Below are 20,907 nucleotides of genomic sequence, written 5' to 3' on the forward strand. Positions count from 1 at the left end.
CGGACACCTTCACTCAACTTTTTTGCTCTTTGCTTTGCGCGCCGCACATTTGTGCCGATAAGTCGCGCTACTTAAGGTCACACAGATGGACATGCAATCGCGAATCCGCCAGCTTTTTCAGGCCAGTATCGACACCAAGCAACAGGCGATGGACGTACTTGCACCGCACATCGAGCAAGCCAGCCAAGTGATGGTCAATGCCTTGCTCAACGAGGGCAAGATGCTTTCGTGCGGCAATGGCGGTTCGGCCGGCGACGCCCAGCACTTTTCTTCGGAACTGCTCAACCGCTTCGAGCGCGAACGTCCGAGCCTGCCGGCCATCGCACTAACGACCGATAGCTCGACGATTACTTCAATCGCCAACGACTACAGCTACAACGAAGTGTTCTCCAAACAGATCCGCGCCCTCGGCCAGCCTGGCGATGTGCTCCTGGCGATCTCCACCAGTGGCAACTCGGCGAATATTATTCAAGCGATCCAGGCCGCACATGATCGCGAAATGATTGTCGTAGCATTGACCGGTCGCGACGGCGGCGGCATGGCTTCACTGCTGTTGCCTGAAGACGTCGAGATCCGCGTACCGGCCAATGTCACCGCACGTATTCAGGAAGTCCACCTGCTGGCGATCCACTGCCTTTGCGACTTGATCGACAGCCAACTGTTCGGGAGTGAAGAATGACCCCTAATCGCCTAGGCCTTTTGGCCCTGACCCTGTGCCTCGGCATCAGCGGCTGCACATCGGTGGTTAACGCCAGCCGGGAAAAGCCGATTGAAGACGACCGCGGCACCCGCACCTTCGGCAGCAAGATCGACGACTCGTTGATCGAAACCAAAGTGGGCGTGAACATTGCCAAGGCCGACCCGGACCTGGACAACAATTCGCACATCGTCGTCACCAGCTTCAACGGCGTTGTGCTGCTGGCCGGCCAGACACCCCGCGCCGACCTCAAGGCCAAGGCCGAACAGGAAGCCAGCGCGGTGCAGCGGGTCAAGACCGTGCACAACGAGCTGCAGGTCCTCCAGCCCTCCTCACTGCTGGCCCGCCAGAACGACGCCTGGCTGACCACCAAGATCAAGACGCAGATGCTCACCGACGCCAGCATTCCTGGTTCGCGCATTAAGGTTGTGACAGAGAACGGGATTGTCTATCTGCTGGGGTTGCTGACCAAACAGGAGGCCGCTCAGGCGACCAATCTGGTTCAGGGTGTGTCTGGGGTGCAGAAGATTGTGAAGTTGTTTGAGTACATCGACTGATATCCAGCGCTCATTCGCTCAAGAAAAACGGCGTCTGCTCCGCGATGGAGAGGCGCCGTTTTTTTTACGGGATATTCCTTAAAGCCGACCTGGTTTCGGTGGGTTTTGCATTTTCTCTGTGGGAGCGAGCCCGCTCGCGAAGGCAGAGTATCAGCCGATCAAAATGTCGGATGTGGTGGCCTCTTCGCGAGCAGGCTCGCTCCCACGGGATATCTGTGATGCACATGGGTACCGATTGGTGGGGCACTCAAAAAGATGCCCGCATCTCACGACACGGGCATTTTCTCAACCAAGTAACCGGCCTTTCACACAGACCCGAATCACTTCACCACTTTCAAACTAGGCCGCCCACTAGGCCGCGGCGGCTCATCGTCGGGCGGCAGGTCCTCATCCGCCTCGAACTCTTCCTCACCGTCCAACGGCACTTCCAGCTCGAATACCATTCCCTGGCCATTTTCCCGGGCATAGATCCCCAGGATGGAGGCAATCGGCACGTACAGCGTATGCGGCACCCCACCGAAGCGCCCCTCGAAACTGACCGCATCGTTGTCCATGTGCAAATGACGCACAGCGGCCGGCGATACGTTCAAGACAATTTGCCCGTCATTGGCAAAACCCTGCGGCACCTGTACCGACGGATACTCGGCATTGACCAGCATGTGCGGGGTGCAATCGTTGTCCACAATCCACTCGTAGAGCGCGCGGACCAGATAAGGTCGACTGGAGTTCATAGCGGCTCCCTAAGCCTTAGCGCATGTCACGTTCGACACCAGACAGACTCGCCTGGAAAGCCTCACGCGCAAATTGGCGCTCCATATAATCAAGCAACGGCTTGGCGGGCCGTGGCAGTTCGATACCCAGGATCGGCAAACGCCAGAGTATGGGCAATAGGCAGCAATCCACCAGACTTTGTTCCTCACTGAGGAAAAACGGCTTGTCGACAAACAGCGGCGACACGCCGGTCAGGCTTTCGCGCAATTCCTTGCGCGCCACGACACGCGCCGGCTCCTTGGTCCTGGAATCCAGGATCAGGTCCACCAGCCCGCACCAGTCACGCTGGATGCGATGGATCAGCAAACGACTGTTGGCACGCGCGACCGGGTACACCGGCAGCAAAGGCGGATGCGGATAACGCTCATCCAGGTATTCCATCACCACGGTCGACTCCCACAGTGCCAGGTCACGATCGACCAGCGTGGGCAGGCTGCCGTAAGGGTTCACCTCGATCAGCTTCGGCGGCTGACGGCCCGCTTCGACGTAAATGATCTCGGCGCTGACACCCTTCTCGGCCAGTACGATACGTACCCGGTGGGAATAGTGGTCGGCGGGGTCGGAGTAACAGGCCAACCGATTGGTCACGCCCATGGCGATCCTCCTCGCTTGTTGAAATTATCGAAAAACGGAAAAACGAGCGCGCCCAGAGGGCGTCTCCCGTAACCACCTGGCCGACCAGGCTCGTTACACCTTCAGAGACGCCCTTGGGCGCGCACGATTAACAGCAACGGCTTACAGCTTTATCAATGCACGTCTTTCCAGTATTCACGCTTGAGCAGATAAGCGAATACGAAGAAGAACGCCAGGTACAGCAATACATACGTACCGATGCGCTGATGTTCCAGCTTCACCGGGTTGGCCGAGTAGGCCAGGAAGGTCACCAGGTTCTTGACCTTCTCGTCGAACTGCTCCGGGGTCAGGCTGCCGGAGTTCGGCACGATGGTCAGCTGGTCGCAGGCCTCATGGGTCAAAGCGGTGCCGGTCAGCGGATCATATTGCTTCTTGCCGTCCTCGACGATCTGAACCTGCTTGCAGCCTATCACCTGACGCCCCTGCAGGCCGACCAGAACGTTCGGCATGCCGACGTTCGGGAAGACCTTGTTGTTCACACCCCAGGGGCGCGCAGGGTCTTCATAGAACGAACGCAGATAGCCATAGAGCCAGTCGGTACCACGCACGCGCGCCACCAGGGTCAGGTCGGGCGGCGCCGCGCCGAACCAGGTCTTGGCATCCGCCGGCTGCATGCCGATGTTCATGTGGTCGCCCAGCTTGGCGCCGGTGAACACCAGTTTTTCAAGCATCAACTCATGGGGAATACCCAGATCATCGGCCACGCGCTCGTAGCGTTGGAACTTGGCGCTGTGGCAGCCCATGCAATAGTTGGCGAAAGTACGGGCGCCGTCCTGCATGGCCGCTTTGTCGGAAACGTCGATGTCGACTTTTTCCAGCTCCGGACCACTCGATGTGGACGCAAAGGACAGGACAGGCAACGCAGCAAGGATCAGTACAGAAAATAGCTTTTTCATCAGCCAGTCACCCTTTCCGGAACCGGTTTGGTCTTCTCGAGCCTGGTGTAGAACGGCATCAGAATGAAGTAGGCGAAGTACAGGAAGGTGCAGACCTGCGATAGCAGCGTCCGGCCCGGTGTCGGTGCCAGCACACCCAGCACGCCGAGGATCACGAACGAGATGCAGAACACCCAGAGCCAGATCTTGCTCAGCCAGCCCTTGTAGCGCATCGACTTGACGGGGCTGCGGTCCAGCCAGGGCAGGACGAACAGCACGGCAATCGCGGCACCCATGGCAATTACGCCCAGCAGCTTGTCGGGAACCGCCCGCAGGATCGCGTAGAACGGGGTGAAGTACCAGACAGGGGCAATGTGCTCAGGGGTCTTGAAGGCGTTGGCCTGTTCGAAGTTCGGCTTCTCGAGGAAGTAGCCGCCCATTTCCGGGAAGAAGAACACGATCGAACAGAAGATGAACAGGAAGACCACCACGCCGACGATGTCTTTCACGGTGTAGTACGGGTGGAAGGCGATGCCATCCAGCGGCACGCCGTTCTCGTCCTTGTGTTTCTTGATGTCCACGCCATCGGGGTTGTTCGAGCCGACTTCGTGCAACGCCAGGATGTGCAGCACCACCAGGCCGAGGATCACGATCGGCAAGGCCACGACGTGCAAGGCGAAGAAGCGGTTCAGGGTAATGCCCGAGATCAGGTAGTCACCACGGATCCACTGGGTCAGGTCATCGCCGATGACCGGGATCGCACCGAACAGCGAGATGATCACCTGGGCGCCCCAGTAGGACATCTGGCCCCACGGCAGCAGATAACCCATGAAGGCTTCGGCCATCAGCGCGAGGTAGATCAGCATGCCGAACACCCACACCAGCTCACGCGGCTTCTGGTACGAACCGTAGAGCAGGCCACGGAACATGTGCAGATAGACCACGATGAAAAACGCCGAGGCGCCGGTGGAGTGCAGCAGACGCAGAATCGAGCCGTACTCGACATCACGCATGATGTACTCGACGGAGGCAAACGCTTCCTCCGCCGACGGGGTGTAGCTCATGGTCAGCCAGACACCGGTAACGATCTGGTTGACCAGGACGAGCAATGCCAGGGAGCCAAAAAAGTAGAAGAAGTTGAAATTCTTCGGCGCGTAATACTTGCTGAGATGGTCTTCCCACATCTTGGTCGCGGGAAAGCGCGCATCAAACCAGTCCATTAATTTGCTCATCACGCTTTCTCCGTATCGACGCCAACGACAATGATGTCGTCCGACTCATAGGAATGCGGGGGAACTGGCAGGTTCAGAGGTGCAGGCTGCGATTTGTAGACGCGACCGGCCAGGTCATAGTGGGAGCCGTGGCATGGGCAGAAATAACCACCGACCCAGTCTTTGCCCAGGTCGGCAGGCGCCACTTCGGGACGGAACGTTGGCGAGCAACCCAGGTGAGTGCAAATCCCGATCAGCAGCAGCACTTCCGGCTTGATCGAACGGGTTTCAGGGTTGACGTACTCCGGTTGGACCGAGTTCTTGGAAGAGGGATCGGACAGCTGGCCCTCGATCTTTTTCAGATTCCCCAGGATCTCCTCTGTACGGCGGACGATGAATACCGGCTGGCCGCGCCACTCAGCAATCATCTGCTGGCCTGGCTCGATCTTGCTGACATTCACTTTCACCGGTGCGCCTGCGGCTTTCGCCTTGGCACTGGGAAACCATGACCCCACGAACGGGACCGCAGCCCCCACCGCTCCTGCAGCACCCACCACGGATGTGGCTGCTACCAGGAAGCGACGCCGGCCTGCATTCACGCCGTCATTGCTCATTCAGTCCTCTCCCATCAGCTTTGTGGCCTGTTAAATCAGGCGTCTACTAAGTAAAAATCTGAACTTATAAAAATTTTGCCGAATGGTAATGAAAACCCCCAATTCTGACAAGGTAATTACCCAGCGGCCAAACCGCCAGGCCTTGTAGTATAGGGGCTCTACGAATGTGGCAAGTTGTCACAGAGCAATTATTTCGAGCATAAAAAAAACGCCCAGCTCCGTGAGGAACTGGGCGCCTTTTGAACGCGGAAGCGAAATTAACGCTTCGAGTACTGCGGACGCTTACGCGCTTTACGCAGACCGACTTTCTTACGTTCTACTTCGCGAGCATCGCGAGTTACGAAGCCAGCTTTACGCAGGGCGCTGCGCAGAGTTTCGTCGTAATCCATCAGGGCGCGAGTGATGCCGTGGCGGATTGCGCCAGCCTGGCCACTTACACCACCACCGATAACGGTGACGTAGATGTCGAACTTCTCGACGGTCTCGGTCAGTTCCAGCGGCTGACGAACTACCATGCGGGCAGTTTCGCGGCCGAAGAAGTTATCCAGGGAGCGGTTGTTGATGGAGATGTTGCCAGTACCCGGACGCAGGAAAACGCGTGCGGTTGCAGTCTTGCGACGGCCAGTGCCGTAATTTTGAGTCGCCGACATAATGAACTATTCCGTTAAAACTTCAGTTCTTGGGGCTGCTGAGCAGTATGAGGGTGAGCAGCGCCCGCATAAACCTTCAGCTTACGATACATGTCGCGACCCAGTGGGTTTTTAGGCAGCATGCCTTTAACCGCGGTCTCGATCACGCGCTCAGGGGCTTTGGCGATCAGCTTTTCGAAGTTGATCGACTTGATGCCGCCAGGAAAACCGGAGTGGGAGTAGTACATTTTGTCAGTGGTTTTAGCGCCAGTAACACGTACTTGCTCGGCATTGATCACGACGATGTAGTCGCCGGTGTCAACGTGAGGGGTGTACTCAGGCTTGTGCTTGCCACGCAGACGGCTCGCGATTTCGGTGGCCAGACGACCCAGGGTCTGACCAGCAGCGTCGACGACAAACCAGTCGCGCTTTACTGTTTCCGGTTTAGCAGTAAAAGTTTTCATTCTTTATAGCCTCAGGGGCCGCCCTGTAAATTAGACGGCGGATCTTACTGAATAGTGCGTACTTTGACAAGTCAAAGGCAGCCGGATACAGACGCTTTCGGGGGCTCGGGTCGGCGCGTCCGTTCAACGGCAAGATTCTTCGGCGGCGGCGCATCACTTCCACTGCAGAAAGAGGTGCGCAATTATGCAGATTGCGAAAAATATTTCAACCTGCTTTTATGATTGTTTTGCCCAAGGAGTCCCTGATGGACTATCGCAAGCTAGGCCGTACCGATCTGAATGTCAGCGCCCTGTGCCTCGGAACCATGACCTGGGGCGAGCAGAACAGCGAAGCAGAGGCGTTCGCCCAGATTGAACGCGCCAAGGGTGCCGGGATCAATTTCCTCGACACCGCCGAGATGTACCCCGTGCCGCCGAAGGCCGAGACCTACGCCACCACCGAGCGTTATATCGGTAATTATTTCAAGAGCCGTGGCGACCGCGCCGACTGGATCCTGGCCAGCAAGATCGCCGGCCCGGGCAATACCATCGACTATATCCGCGACAAGAATCTCAAGCACAACCGCCGCCACATCGTCGAAGCGCTGGACGCCAGCCTCAAGCGCCTGCAGACCGACTGGATCGACCTGTACCAACTGCACTGGCCGGAGCGCAGCACCAATTTCTTTGGCCAATTGGGCTACACGCACAAGGCCGACGAAGATTTCACCCCTCTGGAGGAAACCCTCGAAGCCATGGACGAGCAGGTCCGCGCCGGCAAGATCCGCCATATAGGCCTGTCCAACGAGACGCCGTGGGGCACCATGAAATTCCTCGCCCTGGCCGAAGCCCGCGGTTGGCCTCGCGCGGTGTCGATCCAGAACCCGTACAACCTGCTCAACCGCAGCTTCGAAATCGGCCTGGCGGAAATCGCCATTCGCGAGCAATGCGGCCTGCTGGCCTATTCGCCCCTGGCGTTCGGTTTCCTGTCGGGCAAATACGAAAACGGCGCACGGCCCGCCAAGGGCCGCCTGACGCTGTACAGCCGCTTCATGCGTTACTTCAACCCGCAATCGGAAGCCGCCTGCAGCCGCTATGTGGCACTGGCCCGCGAACACGGCCTGGACCCGGCGCAAATGGCCCTGGCATTTGTTACCCAGCAGCCGTTCGTGACCAGCAACATCATCGGCGCCACCACGCTGGAGCAACTGGACAGCAACATCGCCAGCTTCGACCTGAAGCTGTCGGATGAAGTGCTGGCGGGAATCGAGGCGATTCACAAGGACCAGCCGAATCCGGCGCCTTGATTGATTCATAGGCCCCTTCGCGAGCAGGCTCGCTCCCACACTGGCTTTTTGTCTGACCGCTACATTGCGATCGACACAAAACCCATGTGGGAGCGAGCCTGCTCGCGAAAGCGATCTGACATCCAACGCAATAATCAAAGCGACCGCGCAATAATCTCCTTCATGATTTCGTTGGTCCCCGCATAGATCCGCTGCACCCGCGCATCAGCCCACGCCCGGGCGACCGGATATTCCCACATGAAACCGTAGCCGCCATGCAGCTGCACGCATTCGTCGAGCACCTTGCATTGCAGGTCGGTGCCCCAGTACTTGGCCATCGCCGCCGTCGGTACATCGAGCTTGCCCTGCAGATGAAGCTCCAGGCAGCGGTCGACAAAGACCCGGCCGATCTGGATCTCGGTGGCCATTTCCGCCAGTTTGAAGCGGGTGTTCTGGAAATCCGCGATGGATTTGCCGAACGCCTTGCGGTCCCGGGTGTAATCCAGCGTCCATTGCAGCGCCGCCTCGGCCGAGGCCAGGCCACCGATGGCGACGGTCAGGCGCTCCTGAGGCAGTTCCTGCATCAGGTAGGCGAAGCCCATTCCGGCCTGGCCCAGCAGATTTTCCTTCGGCACGCGGACATCCTGGAAGAACAGCTCAGACGTGTCTTGGGCCTTCATTCCGACTTTTTCCAGGCGCTTGCCTTTTTCAAAGCCCGGCGTGCCCGCCTCCACCAGGAACAGGCTGGTGCCTTTGGCCCCCGCCTTCGGGTCGGTCTTGGCGACGACAATAACCAGCTCGGCCAGGAAGCCATTGGTAATGAACGTCTTGGAGCCGTTGATCACGTATTCATCACCGTCGAGTACTGCCGTAGTCTTCACGCCTTGCAGGTCGGAACCGGCGCCCGGCTCGGTCATGGCGATGGCCGTGACCATTTCGCCGGACACCAGTTTCGGCAGGTATTTATGCTTCAACGCTTCGCTGCCGTAATGCAGGATGTAAGGCGCGACGATATCGGAGTGCAACGAGAAACCGATCCCGGTCAGCCCCAGGCGGCCGATTTCCTCGATCACCACCGTGCTGTAGAGAAAATCCGCTTCCAGCCCGCCGTAGGCCTCCGGCAGATGCGAGCACAACATCCCCGCCTCCCCGGCCTTGTTCCAGAGCTGGCGATCGATGTGCCCCTGTTTCTCCCACTGGCTGTGGTACGGCACGGCTTCTTTTTCAAGGAAGGTTCGTACGGTGTCGCGAAACAACTCGTGTTCGGGACTGAACAGGGTTCTGGGGATCATGGCGCACCTTTGGTTATTGTTGGACGTGGTTATCCGACAGAGCCTAAGCCTGCGGCGTACGACAGGACACTGGACACATCCGACAAAAAATAAGACGATCCAGCCGTCTGGTGACCACTTTCCCCTATAAAAATAAAGATGAGTTATGTCCATGCACGCCTCCACGCCCTTGCGGCGCGTCAGCATCCTGGCAGTCGACCGGGTTTTCGCTTCCACCCTCATGCAAGCCAAGGATTTTTTCCACCTGGCCAGCCTGCGCTACGGCAAACAGCTTGGCCACGGCCTGACCCCAGCGTTCGAAACCCGGCTGGTCAGCCCTGACGGCAAGCCAGTCAACAGCTTCAGCGATGTGCTCATGCCGGTGGACGGTGGCCTCGAAAATACCGATGTGATCATCCTGCCGGCATTCTGGGATGACTTTGCCACGCTCTGCCAACGTTATCCCCAGGTCCTGCCCTGGCTGCGCGAACAACACGCTCGCGGCGCGGTGCTCTGCGGCGAAGCCACCGGAGTATTCTGGCTGGCCGAGGCCGGGCTGCTCGATGGCAAGGAAGCCACCACCTACTGGCGCTTCTTCAATGCCTTCAAGGAGCGTTTCCCTCAGGTGCACCTGAACCAGGACAAGCACCTGACCGACGCCGACAATCTGTTCTGCGCCGGTGGCACCACCTCGGCCTGCGACCTTTACATCTACTTGATCGAACGCTTCTGCGGCGCCAACGTCGCCCAAGCCGTGGCGCGGGACATTCTGTATGAAGTGCAACGCAACTATTCGCCGGGACGCATCGGCTTTGGCGGGCAGAAACTGCATCAGGACGTGATCATCCTGCAGATCCAGCAATGGCTGGAGGAGCATTTCGCCGACAAGTTCCGCTTCGAGGACGTCGCCCGGGAGCACGGCATGAGCATCCGCAATTTCATGCGCCGCTTCCAGACCGCCACCGGCGACAAGCCCTTGCACTACCTGCAACGCCTGCGGATAGAAACCGCCAAGGGCCTGCTGTCCGGCAGCCGCAAGAGCATCAAGACGATCAGCTATGAAGTCGGCTACGACGACGCGAGCTTTTTCGCACGACTGTTCCGGCAGCACACCGACCTGTCACCGAACCAGTACCGGCAGCAATTCCAGCAGGCGGCGTGAGCCAAGTACATGGCAAAAATCCAGTGTGGGAGCGAGCTTGCTCGCGATGGCGGTGGTTCAGCAGCATGGATATTGGCTGGCAGGACGCTATCGCGAGCAAGCTCGCTCCCACAGGGTCCGGTGGGGAATCAGCAAATAAAAAGGCCTGCAATCGCAGGCCTTCTTTTGTGCTCCGAACGCCCTACGGCTTATGCGCCCGCGACAGGAATTCGTGGGATTGCATCTCCAGCAGGCGACTGAGGGTCCGCTGGAATTCGAAGTTCAGGCGACCGCCGGTATAGAGGTCCTTGAGCTCGACTTCAGCCGAGATGATCAGCTTCACGTTGCGGTCGTAGAATTCGTCGACCATGTTGATGAAACGGCGGGCGATGTCATCGGTGGTGACGCTCATCTGCTCGACGCCGCTGAGCAGCACGGCGTGGAAGATCTTGCCCAGCTCGATGTAGTCGTTCTGGCTGCGGGGGCCATCGCACAGTTCACGGAAGTCGAACCAGGCCACGTCGTCGCAGGTGCGGATCGCACGGATTTCCCGGTTTTCGATGATCAGCACATCGTTTTCCACTGCCTGGGTGCATTCCGGCGTCAAGGCGCGGAAGCTCTTGCGCAGGCTTTCTTCAGCGGCGGCATCCAGCGGGAAATGGAACAGCTCCGCTTGTTCGAGGTGACGCAGGCGATAGTCCACGCCGCTGTCGACGTTGACGATTTCGGTGTGCTCCTTGATCAGCTTGATCGCCGGCAGGAAGCGCGCCCGTTGCAGACCGTCCTTGTACAGGCCGTCGGGGACGATGTTCGAGGTGGCGACCAGGGTCACGCCGTTCTTGAACAGTTCTTCCATCAGCGTGCCAAGGATCATGGCGTCGGTGATGTCTGAAACGAAAAACTCATCGAAGCAGATCACCCGCGTCTCGGCGGCGAAGCGCTTGGCGATGAGGGTCAGCGGGTTCTTTTCGCCACCCAGGGTCTTCATTTCCTCGTGCACACGCTTCATGAAGCGGTGAAAGTGCGTCCGGGTCTTTTCCTTGAAGGGCAACGCTTCGAAGAAGGTGTCCACCAGGTAAGTCTTGCCACGGCCGACGCCACCCCAGAAGTACAGGCCCTTGACCGGTGTCTGGTCTTTTTTGCCGAACAGTTTGCCCAACAAGCCCGGCTTGTTGTTCGACGCGGCAACCAAGTCGTCGTACAGGCGCTGCAAATGCCGCACGGCCGTTTCCTGGGCTGCGTCGTGGAAGAATTCCGGGCGTTTCAGATCAGCTTGATATCGTTCTAGGGGCGTCATATTCGTTAGCAAGGCAACAAAAACGGGCCGTCACTGTAGCGATGGCCCAGAGGAATGGCAATCGGCCCTTATTCGGGCCGATGGTCGGGAACGCCTTCAATCAATCCTGGGCAGGCGTCAGTGCCACGCGCAACGCATCGATGGCCGCGTCTCGGGCGCTACTGTCGGCAAAGACCGGGCTGTGGGCCACGCATTCGCCGTCGAGCCAGACGCTGAAATTCAGTTCATCGCTGCGCACGTCCAAGGGCTGGCCGGATTGCAATTGCTTGGTCACCTGGCCAGCGGTCTTGCCGTCGGCGAAGTTGTTCGAAAGCAACAACTGCTCGCCATCGGCAGAAAGCAGGCGGAAGCGGAAACTGCCGTCATCGTCGCGGAAGCTGACGAAGCGCGCAGCCTTGGCCGCTTTCTTTTTGGTCTGCGTTGCCACTTGCACCTGGCTGACGAAGGACCGCAGGCCAACTGCCTCGCGCAGTTCATTGAGGAACGGCGTTGCTACGGCCCGGGCTTTTTTCGCGCCCAGTTGCAGGATGTCTTCAAGGTCCGCCGGGCGTTCGATCAACTGGTGGTACCGCTCGCGCGCCTCACCCAATTGGTCGTCGAGCAGTTGGAACAGACGATTCTTCGCCTCGCCCCAACCCAGGCCTTGCAACAGTTCGCTACGGAACGCGGCGGACTGCTCGGCAGTGGCGAAGGCCTGGAACAGCGTGAACAGGTGCGAGTTGTCCGGGTCCTTGGCTTCGCCCGGCGCGCGCGAGTCGGTGACGATCCGCGAGATCGCGTCCTTCATGTCCTTGGCGCTGCTGAACAACGGAATGGTGTTGTCGTAGCTCTTGGACATCTTGCGACCATCGAGGCCCGGCAGCGTGGCGACGCTTTCCTCGATCAGCGCCTCGGGCATGGTGAAGAACTCCCTGCCCTTGCCGAACAGGTGGTTGAAGCGCTGACCGATGTCCCGCGCCATTTCCACGTGCTGGATCTGGTCGCGACCGACCGGCACCTTGTGGGCGTTGAACATCAGGATGTCGGCCGCCATGAGGATCGGGTAGCTGTAGAGGCCCATGGTCACGCCGGCATCCGGGTCTTCGCCGGTCTCGACGTTTTTGTCCACCGACGCCTTGTAGGCGTGGGCGCGGTTGAGCAGGCCCTTGGCGGCGACGCACGTCAGCAGCCAGGTCAGTTCCGGGATTTCGGGGATATCGGACTGGCGATAGAACGTCACGCGGTCCACATCCAGGCCACCGGCCAGCCAGGTCGCGGCGATTTCCAGGCGCGAGCGCTGGATGCGCAGCGGGTCATCACATTTGATCAGGGCGTGGTAATCGGCCAGGAAATAGAACGAATCGGCATTGCTTTCGCGGCTGGCGAGGATCGCCGGACGGATGGCGCCGGCATAGTTGCCCAGGTGCGGGGTGCCGGTGGTGGTGATGCCGGTCAGGATACGGGTACGAGTCGTCATGGGTTATCGCTTGTCAGACTGCTGTCAATTCGAGAGGCGCGGCAGGAGCAGATCCTTGAGATCAGTCAGCTTGCCATGAAAAAAGTGTCCGCATTCTGCCACTTTCAGCAGCTCATGGGGGCGCTGGAGCGCGTCGGACCATGTGTAGACAAGTTGGGGATCGACCACTTCGTCCGTTTCCGGCTGGATCACGGTCAATTCGCCGCTGGTCGGCAGGGGCGCTTGCGCATCCAGGCGCATCACCGCCGGAGCAACCATGAACAGGTGCTTGAGCGCCTGGCCTTGGGCTTCCAGGCGTCCGCCAAGGGTGGCGGCGACGAAGCCGCCGAAGGAAAAACCAAACAGGGTCAGGGGCAGTTGCGGGTATTTTTCCAGCAACCAGGCGGCCGCGGCCTGGGCATCGTCCACTTCGCCGGTGCCCATGTCATGGCTACCGGCACTGGCGCCGACGCCGCGATAATTGAAACGCAACGTAACCAGGCCAGCGTCGCGGGCGGTACGCTGCAGGGTCGAGACCACTTTGTTGAGCATGGTCCCGCCCTGTACCGGGTTGGGGTGGCAGATCAGCGCCAGGCCACGGGGCGCTTCGCTGTCCAGGTACAAGGCTTCCAGTTGGCCGACCGGGCCATCGATGACTACAGGGGTTTCGCGCATAAGCAAGGGAAAGAACTCCGTGACCCCGAATAGGGTCGACTCGTCTAGCTAAAAGTCTGTGCCTGGCATGATTGCGATGTTCTTCGCGGTATACAGCGCAGGTCCGAGCCGTTAACGTAAAGCAAAGCCGTTTATAGAGGAAGGACTCGTGGAACACTCGCTCTTAGTTTGGCTGTTGCCGACTCTTGCCCTGGTTGCCGGTGTCGCCATTGGTTTCCTGATTGCCCGACTGCTGCCTAACGCGGTGCCCAACAGCACCCAACGTCAGCTCGACGACATCCAGGAACGTTTCGACAGTTACCAGAATGAAGTGGTAACCCACTTCAACAGCACCGCTTCCCTGGTGAAAAAGCTCACCCAGAGCTACCAGGAAGTCCAGGATCATCTGTCCGAGGGCGCCAACCGCCTGGCCCTGGACGAGCAGACGCGCCAGCGCCTGCTGGCCGCCCTGCAAGCCGACACGGCGCAGACGCCACGGGAGCGCCTGACCCCGCCCAAAGGGATCCAGGAACCGCCACGGGACTACGCCCCCAAGGCCCCGAACTCCCCGGGGATGCTGGATGAGCATTACGGTTTGAAGAAGTAATTTCCAGCAACACCAAAAAGCCCGCCCGATCGCATGATCGGGCGGGCTTTTTATTGCTACCAATTTCTCCTATTCAATTTTGATCACCTGTGGCGAGGGAGCTTGCTCCCGCTGGGTCGCGAAGCGGCCCTTATAGCAGCGAACTCGATTTTCCTGGCACACCGAGCTGCCTGGTTTTGGGGCCGCTTCGCAGCCCAGCGGGAGCAAGCTCCCTCGCCACGAAGGCCCAGGCGACAGCCGTAAAAAAAGGGCCATGTTTCCATGGCCCCCGTTTTCATCACCGTCCAGCGGTCATGGGTATTGCTGGTAAGTCTGCCCCTGCTGCTGCGGCGCCTGGTACTGCTGGCCAGGAATAGCCTTGAGGTTGACCTCGACGCGACGGTTTTGCGCACGGCCGTTGACGTCGGCGTTGCTTGCCACCGGGTTGTCCGGGCCGGCGCCACGGGCCGAGAGGTTGGCACCGCTCACGCCCTGGGACGTCAGGTAGGTCGCCACGCTCTGGGCACGGCGCTGGGACAGGTCCATGTTGTGCTGGCGGCTGCCGGTGCTGTCGGTGTAGCCGACAATCTCGATCTGGTTCTGGTTGAATTCCTTGAGGGAGTTGGCCAGGTTGTTCAGCGGCTGGTAGAAGCTCGATGCGATGTTCGCCGAATCGGTGGCGAAGGTGATGTTGCCCGGCATGATCAGCTTGATCTGGTCGCCCTGGCGCTGCACCTCAACGCCGGTATTGGCCATGCTGGCGCGCAATTTCTTTTCCTGCTGGTCCGCGTAGTAACCGTAGCCGGCCGCGGAGGCCCCCACCACCGCCGCGCCGATCAACGCACCCTTGCCCCGATTATCGTGGCCGATGGCCGCACCGGCCAATGCCCCGGCCAGGGCGCCGAGGCCGCCATACTTGGCGGTTTTGCTCATGCCCGAAGATTCGGTAGAGGCCTGGCCCTGGTTGTCATAGGGGTTGGGCGACGCACAGCCGGACAACAGGGCCACGGCAGTAGCGACAACGATCAAGCGACGCGAGGTGAACATGAAGATGCTCCTGGTTTTTCAGTCTGAGTGCCAAAGTGTAGGCAATCGACTCTGGCTGGCGTTGGAACGCGACAATCGTCAAAAATTCCGTCCCGTCGCGCTGCGCTTCGCCCGGACCGATCACCACAAGTCATCGGCCCGGACGAGGTAGCCTCACGCCTGCGCCAGGCAGCGGCTCACCCCTCTGACGATCATCTCGACTTCCCGCCCGTCGATCGTCAGCGGCGGCAATAGGCGAATGGTCTTGCCCCGGGTGACGTTGATCAGCAAACCATGATCCCGGGCGGCACAGAGGGTCAGGTCGCGCACCGGTTGCTTGAGCTCTATGCCGATCATCAAGCCTTGGCCACGTATCTGAAGCACGTTCGGGTTGTCCGCCAACTCAGCCCGCAACCGGCTGAGCAATTGCTCGCCCTGACGTCTGGCGTTCTCCAGCAGGCCTTGCTCCTCGATGATGTCCAGCACGGTGCAGCCGACCCGACAGGCCAGAGGATTGCCGCCGAACGTGCTGCCGTGGCTGCCGGGGGTGAACAGTCCGGCGGCCTTGCCGCGCGCCAGGCAGGCACCGATGGGCACGCCGTTGCCGAGGCCTTTGGCGAGGGTCATCACGTCCGGGACGATGCCCTCGTGCTGGAACGCGAACCACTGCCCGGTGCGGCCGATGCCGGTCTGGATCTCGTCGAGCATCAATAACCAGGCGCGCCGGCTGCACAACTCCCGCAAAGCCTTCAGGTAACCCGGTGGCGCGAGTTGTACGCCACTTTCGCCCTGGATCGGCTCGACCAGGATCGCAACGATGCGCTCGCCGTGGACTTGCTGGACTTTTTCCAATGCGCCGAGATCGCCGAACGGCACCTTGATGAAGTCCCCCGGCAACCGATTGAAGCCGAGCCGCACCGAGGGTCCGTCGCTGGCGGACATCGTGCCCAGGGTGCGCCCATGGAAAGCATTGTCCATCACCACGACCAAGGGCTGTTCGACGCCTTTGTGCCAGCCATGCAGGCGGGCCAGCTTCAATGCGGTTTCATTCGCCTCGGCGCCGGAGTTGTTGAAAAACGCCCGTTCCATCCCCGAGAGCTGGGTGAGTCTGTGGGCCAACCGCTGCTGCCAGTCGATGCTGTACAGGTTGGACGTGTGCAGCAGCAGGCCGGCCTGTTCACTGATGGCTGCCACCAACCGCGGATGGGAATGACCCACGTTGGTCACTGCTACGCCCGCCACCGCATCAAGGTATTCGCGACCATCCTGATCCCACAGGCGCGTACCCAAGCCATGGGTGAAGTTCAGCGCCAAGGGTTGGTAAGTGCTCATCAGGCAGGCGGCAGTCATGACATCTAGCTCCATCGGGTGGTTTTTTCCAGTATGGTTAACCACTCTCGTTGGATAAACCTCGCTTTACTTCATTCATTTAAAAGCAGAGCTTGATAATGGACCTGTTCCAGGCAATGACCGTTTACGTGAAAGTAGTGGAAACCGGCAGCCTGACCGCAGCGGCCCAGGCGTGCGAAATGTCCACGACCATGGTCGGCAATCACCTCCGGGCGCTGGAGCAACGCCTGGGTGTGCGCCTGATCAACCGTACGACGCGTCGTCAGCGCTTGACTGAATTCGGCTCGGCCTACTATCAACGCTGCCTGGAAGTGATCGGGCTGGTTGCCGATTCCGAACGCCTGGCCGAGCAGACCCAAGGCGACCCCAGCGGCACCTTGCGTATCACCGCGCCGCTGACCTTCGGCACGGAGCGCCTCGCCCCGGCGCTGGCCGAGTACAGCCAGCGTTATCCCCAGGTCAAGCTCGACGTTGTCTTGACCAACCAGCGTCTGGACCTGCTCGACCACGGCTTCGACGTCGCCATTCGCCTGGGCAGTCCCGACCCGAAGCTGATCGTTCGTCCCCTGATGGACTACACCCTGACCGTCTGCGCCTCTAAGGCCTACCTGGCACGACGCGGCACGCCGCAAAAGCCCGAAGACCTGCAACAGCATGACTGCCTGTCGTTTGCCTATTCCGCCGGAGACGAATGGCGTTTCGCCCAGGAGCACTGGCCCATCAACGGGCCGGACGGGGAAATCAAAGTGCCGGTGCGCGGGCCGATGCTGATCAACAGCTCGTCGGGCCTGCACCGCGCCGCCCTGGCCGGCATGGGCGTGGTGATGCTGCCGGACGCGCTGGTGGCGCAGGATCTGGAGGATGGACACTTGGTGGCGCTGTTGCAGAATTATCAACTGCCCCACCGGCCGATGAGCCTGATGTACGCCCAGGATCGCTATCGTTTGCCGAAGCTGCGCAGTTTCGTCGAGTTTGCGCTGCAAAAATGGAGCAAACCCTGAAGTAATAAATTCTCCGTGGCGAGGAAGATTGCCCCCGCTAGTGGCGCCCCGCCCCATCGGCTACTCTTAATCCCTGGAAAGCATTTTGATATCAGGGCTGATTGAGGGAACGATGATGGACGACGCCTCGAAGATCGATTTGCTGCGGTTCGATTTGTCCGATCTGGACGAAAACGTGCTGCACACCATCATGGAACTGGTCAGCGATGGCATCTGGGACTGGAACGCCAACACCGGCTTCGTCTATCGAAATCCCGGCTGGTACACGATGCTCGGCTACACGCCTCACTCCCTGAGCAATACCGTGCTGACCTGGGAGAGTGTGATCCACCCGGAAGATTATCCCCATGTGATGGCGCTATTCGACGATTACCTCAAACAACGCGCCCCTAAGTACCAGGCCGAATACCGCTGCCGCGCCTATGACGGCTCCTATATCTGGATCGAAGACCGCGGCTACGTGATCGCCCGCAACCCCGATGGCAGCGTCGCCCGCATGATCGGTGCCCATCGCAGCATCGATGACAAGAAGCGTCTGTTCGAACAACTTGAACGGCGCAACAAGTCCCTCGAAGCCATCATCGAAGAACGCACCCACGAACTGTCCCGGGTCAACGAACAGTTGCAAATCCAGCTCGAGGAAAACCGCAGGCTCGCCGAAACCGACGCCCTTACGCTGGTCGCCAACCGCTATCGCCTGGAGCAGGCGCTGCCATTGGCCTGCGAACGTGCGCAGCGCTTTCGCGAGCCGTTGTCGCTGATTGCCATGGACGTCGACGACTTCAAGGACATCAACGATCGCTACGGCCATGCCTTCGGCGATGCAGCGCTGGTGCAAGTGGTACAGGCGGTCAAGCGCTGCGAGCGCGACGGCGACCTGCTGGTGCGCTGGGGCGGCGATGAATTCATCATGATCTTGCCCAACACATCCAAGGCCGACGCAGTCCTGTTGGCCGAAACCATTCGCCGCGGCTTGTCCGACCTGCTGCCGGTGGGCGATTTCCAGATCACCATGAGTTTTGGCGTGGTGCAACGCCGCGAAGACGAACCGCAAGCGGCGCTACTGGATCGGGCTGACCAGGCACTGTATCGCTCCAAGATGGCCGGCAAGAATGTGATTTGTGATTGAACGGGCAATGTCCGATTGGATTCTCAGGCCGCTACGGTGGTCATAGGCTGTAACTCCCGCAATCAGGTCCTCGCCATTGCCGACTCGACTCCTCTCCTCTTCGCCCGTGCTGGTGGGCTGCGCGGGCTGGTCACTGCCAAGGGAGCAATGGCCCGCTTTTCCCCTTGAAGGCACCCATTTGCAGCGCTACAGCGCCCGCTTCCCGGCGGTGGAAATCAACAGTTCGTTCTACCGCCCGCACCGTCCCGCCACCTATGCAAAATGGGCCGACAGTGTGCCGACGGGCTTTCGCTTCTCAGTCAAGATGCCCAAGCAGATCACCCATGAGCGGCGCTTGCATGATTGCGAGGGGCTGGTGGATGAGTTCCTCGGGCAATGCTCGCAATTGAGGGAGAAACTTGGTTGCCTGTTGATCCAGTTGCCGCCGTCGCTGGCCTTCGATAACGCCCAGGCCGAGGACTTTTTCAAAGCCTTGCGTGACCGTTATCAAGGCCACGCGGTACTCGAACCCCGGCACCCGAGCTGGCTCGCGCCACAGGCCATGGCATTGCTTGAGAAAGAGCGCATCGCCCGCGTCGCCGCCGACCCGTCGCCTGTGCCGGGCGGCGATCAACCGGCGGGCTGGGCGGGCGTGCGTTATTACCGGCTGCATGGCTCGCCGCGCATTTATTACTCCGCCTACGAAGACGCCTGGCTGCAGCGACTGACAGTCCTACTGAAGGCCGCCCCGGACACGCCGACCTGGTGCATCTTCGACAACACCGCCAGCGGCGCCGCGACGCCCGATGCGTTGCGATTGCTGGAGCTGCTGGGCGATTGAAATAGTCACCGGTGGCCGGTCCGACCGTGACAACACCGCCCGGGTCCAATAGATTAGGCGACCGAAAAAAGCCCCGTGCGTTTTCTCGCCATATCCCGCTAACAGAAGTAGTGAAATTTCAATGTCCGATTCCAATACCGCTGAATCTGTAGTCTCCCTGTCGTCCAAAGCGGAATACGAAAACTCCATCAATCTTTCACAGCATCTGCCCCAGGCCAAAAGCATCAGCGAAATGGTCCTCGATGCCTTCCAGTCGAACCGCGAAAGCGACCAGATCCGCGAACTGCGCACCGCCATTCGCCAGGCTCACGATGCGTTCGACGACGACAAGGCCTACGCACTGATGGGCCAGCTCAAGCAGCTCAAGGACGCCGAAGCCGCCGATTTCGCCGCGCTGGAAGACCTCAGCAGCCGCTTCCCGATCAGCCGTATCCTTTCCAGCTACAAGGATGACCCGGCCTTCCAGGAACTGGTCTACGGCCTGGCCCTGAAGGTGCTGAACCAGACCCATCAGGCCATGAGCAACCCGAGCGGCGGCAAGGGCAAGGCCGCGCGCGCCAAGAAGGAAGCCGAGGTGTTTGTCATCAGCAAGGACGGCATCAGCGTCACCCTGCCCTTGCGCACACCACGCTCCAAGCCGAACGTCGACCGCGAGGCCTTCGAATTCCTCGGCTTCAACTTCATCGGCGAAGGCGACGAAGCCGAGCTGGAAAGCGAAACCTTCCTGGACAACGACGGCACCGAACAGCCGGTCACCCGCAAAAGCATTATCACCGCCTTGCAGCAGCAAAAAGCCTTCGACGGCTACAGCATCGCCCAGCAATAACCCCCGAATCCGGGCCCTTGTGGGAGCGAGCCTGCTCGCGAATGCGCCGTGTCAGTCAGCCTCAGCTCAACTGACCCACCGCTTCGCGAGCAGGCTCGCTCCCACAGGAAGGTCAACAAGGCCCTGAATATTACCTATGAAAAAGCCCCGCATTTCTCTCGAAGGCGGGGCTTTTTCATGGCTATCAGCTTTTCAAACAGCGCCAAGCCGTTCGACCATGTCCGGAAACTTCTCGACCAGCTTGATCAACAAAGCCGCCTGGGCGTTTTATCTGGCGAAGGGTAATCTTGCCCTCGCGGTGAGCGGCCATCTCTTCGACGCCTTGCATCATCTCGGCAAACAGATCGCGTTTTTTCATAAGGTACCTCGTACTTTCAACTCTGCTTCCATGGCTCGCTTGAGCGTCTTCTCTTGCTCGGAGGTCAGGTTTTCCAACTCGTCCTTGCTCGTCATAAATCGCTATTATCAAATTGACCAGCATTCATAGAGCATTAACGAGCACTCCGCAATCCTTGTGGGAGCGAGCTTGCTCGCGATGACGTCGGCACATTCAGCATCCAGGCAAGCTGACCCACCGCTATCGCGAGCAAGCTCGCTCCCACAGGGTCCGAAGTTCCGCCTATGAAAAAGCCCCGCGCTTCTCTCGAAGGCGGGG

23 protein-coding genes are annotated in these 20,907 nt (G+C 59.7%); 9 read left to right on the top strand and 14 right to left on the bottom strand.

Annotated features, from left to right (window positions below; genetic code table 11):
• Window positions 1-85: 85 nt before the first annotated feature.
• A complete protein-coding gene (locus J3P94_RS22785) occupies window positions 86-679 on the top strand; it encodes a phosphoheptose isomerase (protein WP_007928463.1) in 594 nt (197 codons plus the stop codon).
• Window positions 676-1,254, top strand: coding sequence for a BON domain-containing protein (locus J3P94_RS22790; protein ID WP_030139689.1), 579 nt, complete (start codon window positions 676-678; stop codon window positions 1,252-1,254). The genes J3P94_RS22785 and J3P94_RS22790 overlap by 4 nt, the downstream gene beginning before the upstream one ends.
• 320 nt (window positions 1,255-1,574) lie before the next feature.
• Here the strand turns inward: J3P94_RS22790 and J3P94_RS22795 are convergent, their stop codons facing one another.
• From J3P94_RS22795 to rplM, 7 genes are all read right to left on the bottom strand, one after another.
• Window positions 1,575-1,985 (bottom strand): ClpXP protease specificity-enhancing factor, encoded by a 411-nt coding sequence (locus tag J3P94_RS22795; RefSeq protein WP_434569742.1) that lies wholly within the window; start codon window positions 1,983-1,985, stop codon window positions 1,575-1,577.
• Between the two features lie 16 nt (window positions 1,986-2,001).
• Complete coding sequence (locus J3P94_RS22800; RefSeq protein WP_003178195.1) at window positions 2,002-2,619, bottom strand: glutathione S-transferase N-terminal domain-containing protein; 618 nt, start codon at window positions 2,617-2,619, stop codon at window positions 2,002-2,004.
• 152 nt (window positions 2,620-2,771) lie between these two features.
• A complete protein-coding gene (locus J3P94_RS22805; protein WP_305496653.1) occupies window positions 2,772-3,554 on the bottom strand; it encodes a cytochrome c1 in 783 nt (260 codons plus the stop codon).
• Window positions 3,554-4,765 carry a cytochrome b gene (locus J3P94_RS22810; protein ID WP_305496655.1) on the bottom strand — a complete coding sequence of 404 codons (1,212 nt, stop codon included), beginning with the start codon at window positions 4,763-4,765 and terminating at the stop codon, window positions 3,554-3,556. The genes J3P94_RS22805 and J3P94_RS22810 overlap by 1 nt, the downstream gene beginning before the upstream one ends.
• A complete protein-coding gene (petA, locus tag J3P94_RS22815) occupies window positions 4,765-5,358 on the bottom strand; it encodes a ubiquinol-cytochrome c reductase iron-sulfur subunit (protein ID WP_305496657.1) in 594 nt (197 codons plus the stop codon). The genes J3P94_RS22810 and petA overlap by 1 nt, the downstream gene beginning before the upstream one ends.
• A gap of 257 nt (window positions 5,359-5,615) precedes the next feature.
• Window positions 5,616-6,008, bottom strand: coding sequence for a 30S ribosomal protein S9 (rpsI, locus tag J3P94_RS22820; protein WP_003228056.1), 393 nt, complete (start codon window positions 6,006-6,008; stop codon window positions 5,616-5,618).
• A gap of 14 nt (window positions 6,009-6,022) precedes the next feature.
• Window positions 6,023-6,451: a 50S ribosomal protein L13 gene (gene rplM, locus J3P94_RS22825; RefSeq protein ID WP_003205365.1), complete on the bottom strand. Its 429-nt coding sequence runs from the start codon at window positions 6,449-6,451 to the stop codon at window positions 6,023-6,025.
• Window positions 6,452-6,696: 245 nt separating this feature from the next.
• On the opposite strand from rplM, the gene J3P94_RS22830 reads away from it, so the two are divergent.
• Window positions 6,697-7,737: an NADP(H)-dependent aldo-keto reductase gene (locus J3P94_RS22830; RefSeq protein ID WP_434569743.1), complete on the top strand. Its 1,041-nt coding sequence runs from the start codon at window positions 6,697-6,699 to the stop codon at window positions 7,735-7,737.
• A gap of 134 nt (window positions 7,738-7,871) precedes the next feature.
• Here J3P94_RS22830 and J3P94_RS22835 read toward each other — a convergent pair whose 3' ends face one another.
• A complete protein-coding gene (locus J3P94_RS22835) occupies window positions 7,872-9,008 on the bottom strand; it encodes an acyl-CoA dehydrogenase family protein (protein WP_434569744.1) in 1,137 nt (378 codons plus the stop codon).
• 244 nt (window positions 9,009-9,252) lie between these two features.
• Here J3P94_RS22835 and J3P94_RS22840 point away from each other — a divergent pair, with 244 nt between their 5' ends.
• Window positions 9,253-10,149, top strand: a complete 897-nt coding sequence (locus J3P94_RS22840; protein WP_305501352.1) for a GlxA family transcriptional regulator — start codon at window positions 9,253-9,255, stop codon at window positions 10,147-10,149.
• Window positions 10,150-10,330: 181 nt separating this feature from the next.
• Here the strand turns inward: J3P94_RS22840 and zapE are convergent, their stop codons facing one another.
• From zapE to J3P94_RS22855, 3 genes are all read right to left on the bottom strand, one after another.
• Window positions 10,331-11,425: a cell division protein ZapE gene (gene zapE, locus J3P94_RS22845; RefSeq protein WP_305496664.1), complete on the bottom strand. Its 1,095-nt coding sequence runs from the start codon at window positions 11,423-11,425 to the stop codon at window positions 10,331-10,333.
• Window positions 11,426-11,525: 100 nt separating this feature from the next.
• The gene (locus tag J3P94_RS22850) at window positions 11,526-12,881 is read right to left on the bottom strand and encodes a tryptophan--tRNA ligase (RefSeq protein WP_434569745.1); all 1,356 of its coding nucleotides are present in this window, start codon (window positions 12,879-12,881) and stop codon (window positions 11,526-11,528) included.
• A 24-nt stretch (window positions 12,882-12,905) separates the two neighbouring features.
• Window positions 12,906-13,535 (bottom strand): alpha/beta hydrolase, encoded by a 630-nt coding sequence (locus J3P94_RS22855; RefSeq protein ID WP_305501353.1) that lies wholly within the window; start codon window positions 13,533-13,535, stop codon window positions 12,906-12,908.
• Window positions 13,536-13,683: 148 nt separating this feature from the next.
• Between J3P94_RS22855 and J3P94_RS22860 the strand changes: the two genes are divergently transcribed.
• Window positions 13,684-14,121, top strand: coding sequence for a YhcB family protein (locus J3P94_RS22860; RefSeq protein ID WP_305496666.1), 438 nt, complete (start codon window positions 13,684-13,686; stop codon window positions 14,119-14,121).
• 291 nt (window positions 14,122-14,412) lie between these two features.
• Here J3P94_RS22860 and J3P94_RS22865 read toward each other — a convergent pair whose 3' ends face one another.
• Both J3P94_RS22865 and J3P94_RS22870 read right to left on the bottom strand, forming a co-directional pair.
• Window positions 14,413-15,147 carry an OmpA family lipoprotein gene (locus tag J3P94_RS22865; protein ID WP_018604257.1) on the bottom strand — a complete coding sequence of 245 codons (735 nt, stop codon included), beginning with the start codon at window positions 15,145-15,147 and terminating at the stop codon, window positions 14,413-14,415.
• Between the two features lie 153 nt (window positions 15,148-15,300).
• On the bottom strand, window positions 15,301-16,476 hold the full coding sequence (locus tag J3P94_RS22870; RefSeq protein WP_434569746.1) for an aspartate aminotransferase family protein: 1,176 nt from the start codon (window positions 16,474-16,476) through the stop codon (window positions 15,301-15,303).
• A gap of 98 nt (window positions 16,477-16,574) precedes the next feature.
• On the opposite strand from J3P94_RS22870, the gene J3P94_RS22875 reads away from it, so the two are divergent.
• From J3P94_RS22875 to J3P94_RS22890, 4 genes are all read left to right on the top strand, one after another.
• The gene (locus J3P94_RS22875; RefSeq protein WP_434569747.1) at window positions 16,575-17,477 is read left to right on the top strand and encodes a LysR family transcriptional regulator; all 903 of its coding nucleotides are present in this window, start codon (window positions 16,575-16,577) and stop codon (window positions 17,475-17,477) included.
• Window positions 17,478-17,592: 115 nt separating this feature from the next.
• A complete protein-coding gene (locus J3P94_RS22880) occupies window positions 17,593-18,606 on the top strand; it encodes a sensor domain-containing diguanylate cyclase (RefSeq protein ID WP_434574282.1) in 1,014 nt (337 codons plus the stop codon).
• A gap of 76 nt (window positions 18,607-18,682) precedes the next feature.
• Window positions 18,683-19,426, top strand: coding sequence for a DUF72 domain-containing protein (locus J3P94_RS22885; RefSeq protein ID WP_434569748.1), 744 nt, complete (start codon window positions 18,683-18,685; stop codon window positions 19,424-19,426).
• Between the two features lie 121 nt (window positions 19,427-19,547).
• Window positions 19,548-20,252, top strand: a complete 705-nt coding sequence (locus J3P94_RS22890; protein WP_434569749.1) for a hypothetical protein — start codon at window positions 19,548-19,550, stop codon at window positions 20,250-20,252.
• A gap of 184 nt (window positions 20,253-20,436) precedes the next feature.
• Here the strand turns inward: J3P94_RS22890 and J3P94_RS22895 are convergent, their stop codons facing one another.
• A complete protein-coding gene (locus tag J3P94_RS22895; RefSeq protein ID WP_434574337.1) occupies window positions 20,437-20,610 on the bottom strand; it encodes a hypothetical protein in 174 nt (57 codons plus the stop codon).
• Between the last annotated feature and the right edge of the window lie 297 nt (window positions 20,611-20,907).

This window comes from Pseudomonas sp. Z3-8 (assembly GCF_051131975.1).
In the GTDB taxonomy this organism is placed as follows: domain Bacteria; phylum Pseudomonadota; class Gammaproteobacteria; order Pseudomonadales; family Pseudomonadaceae; genus Aquipseudomonas.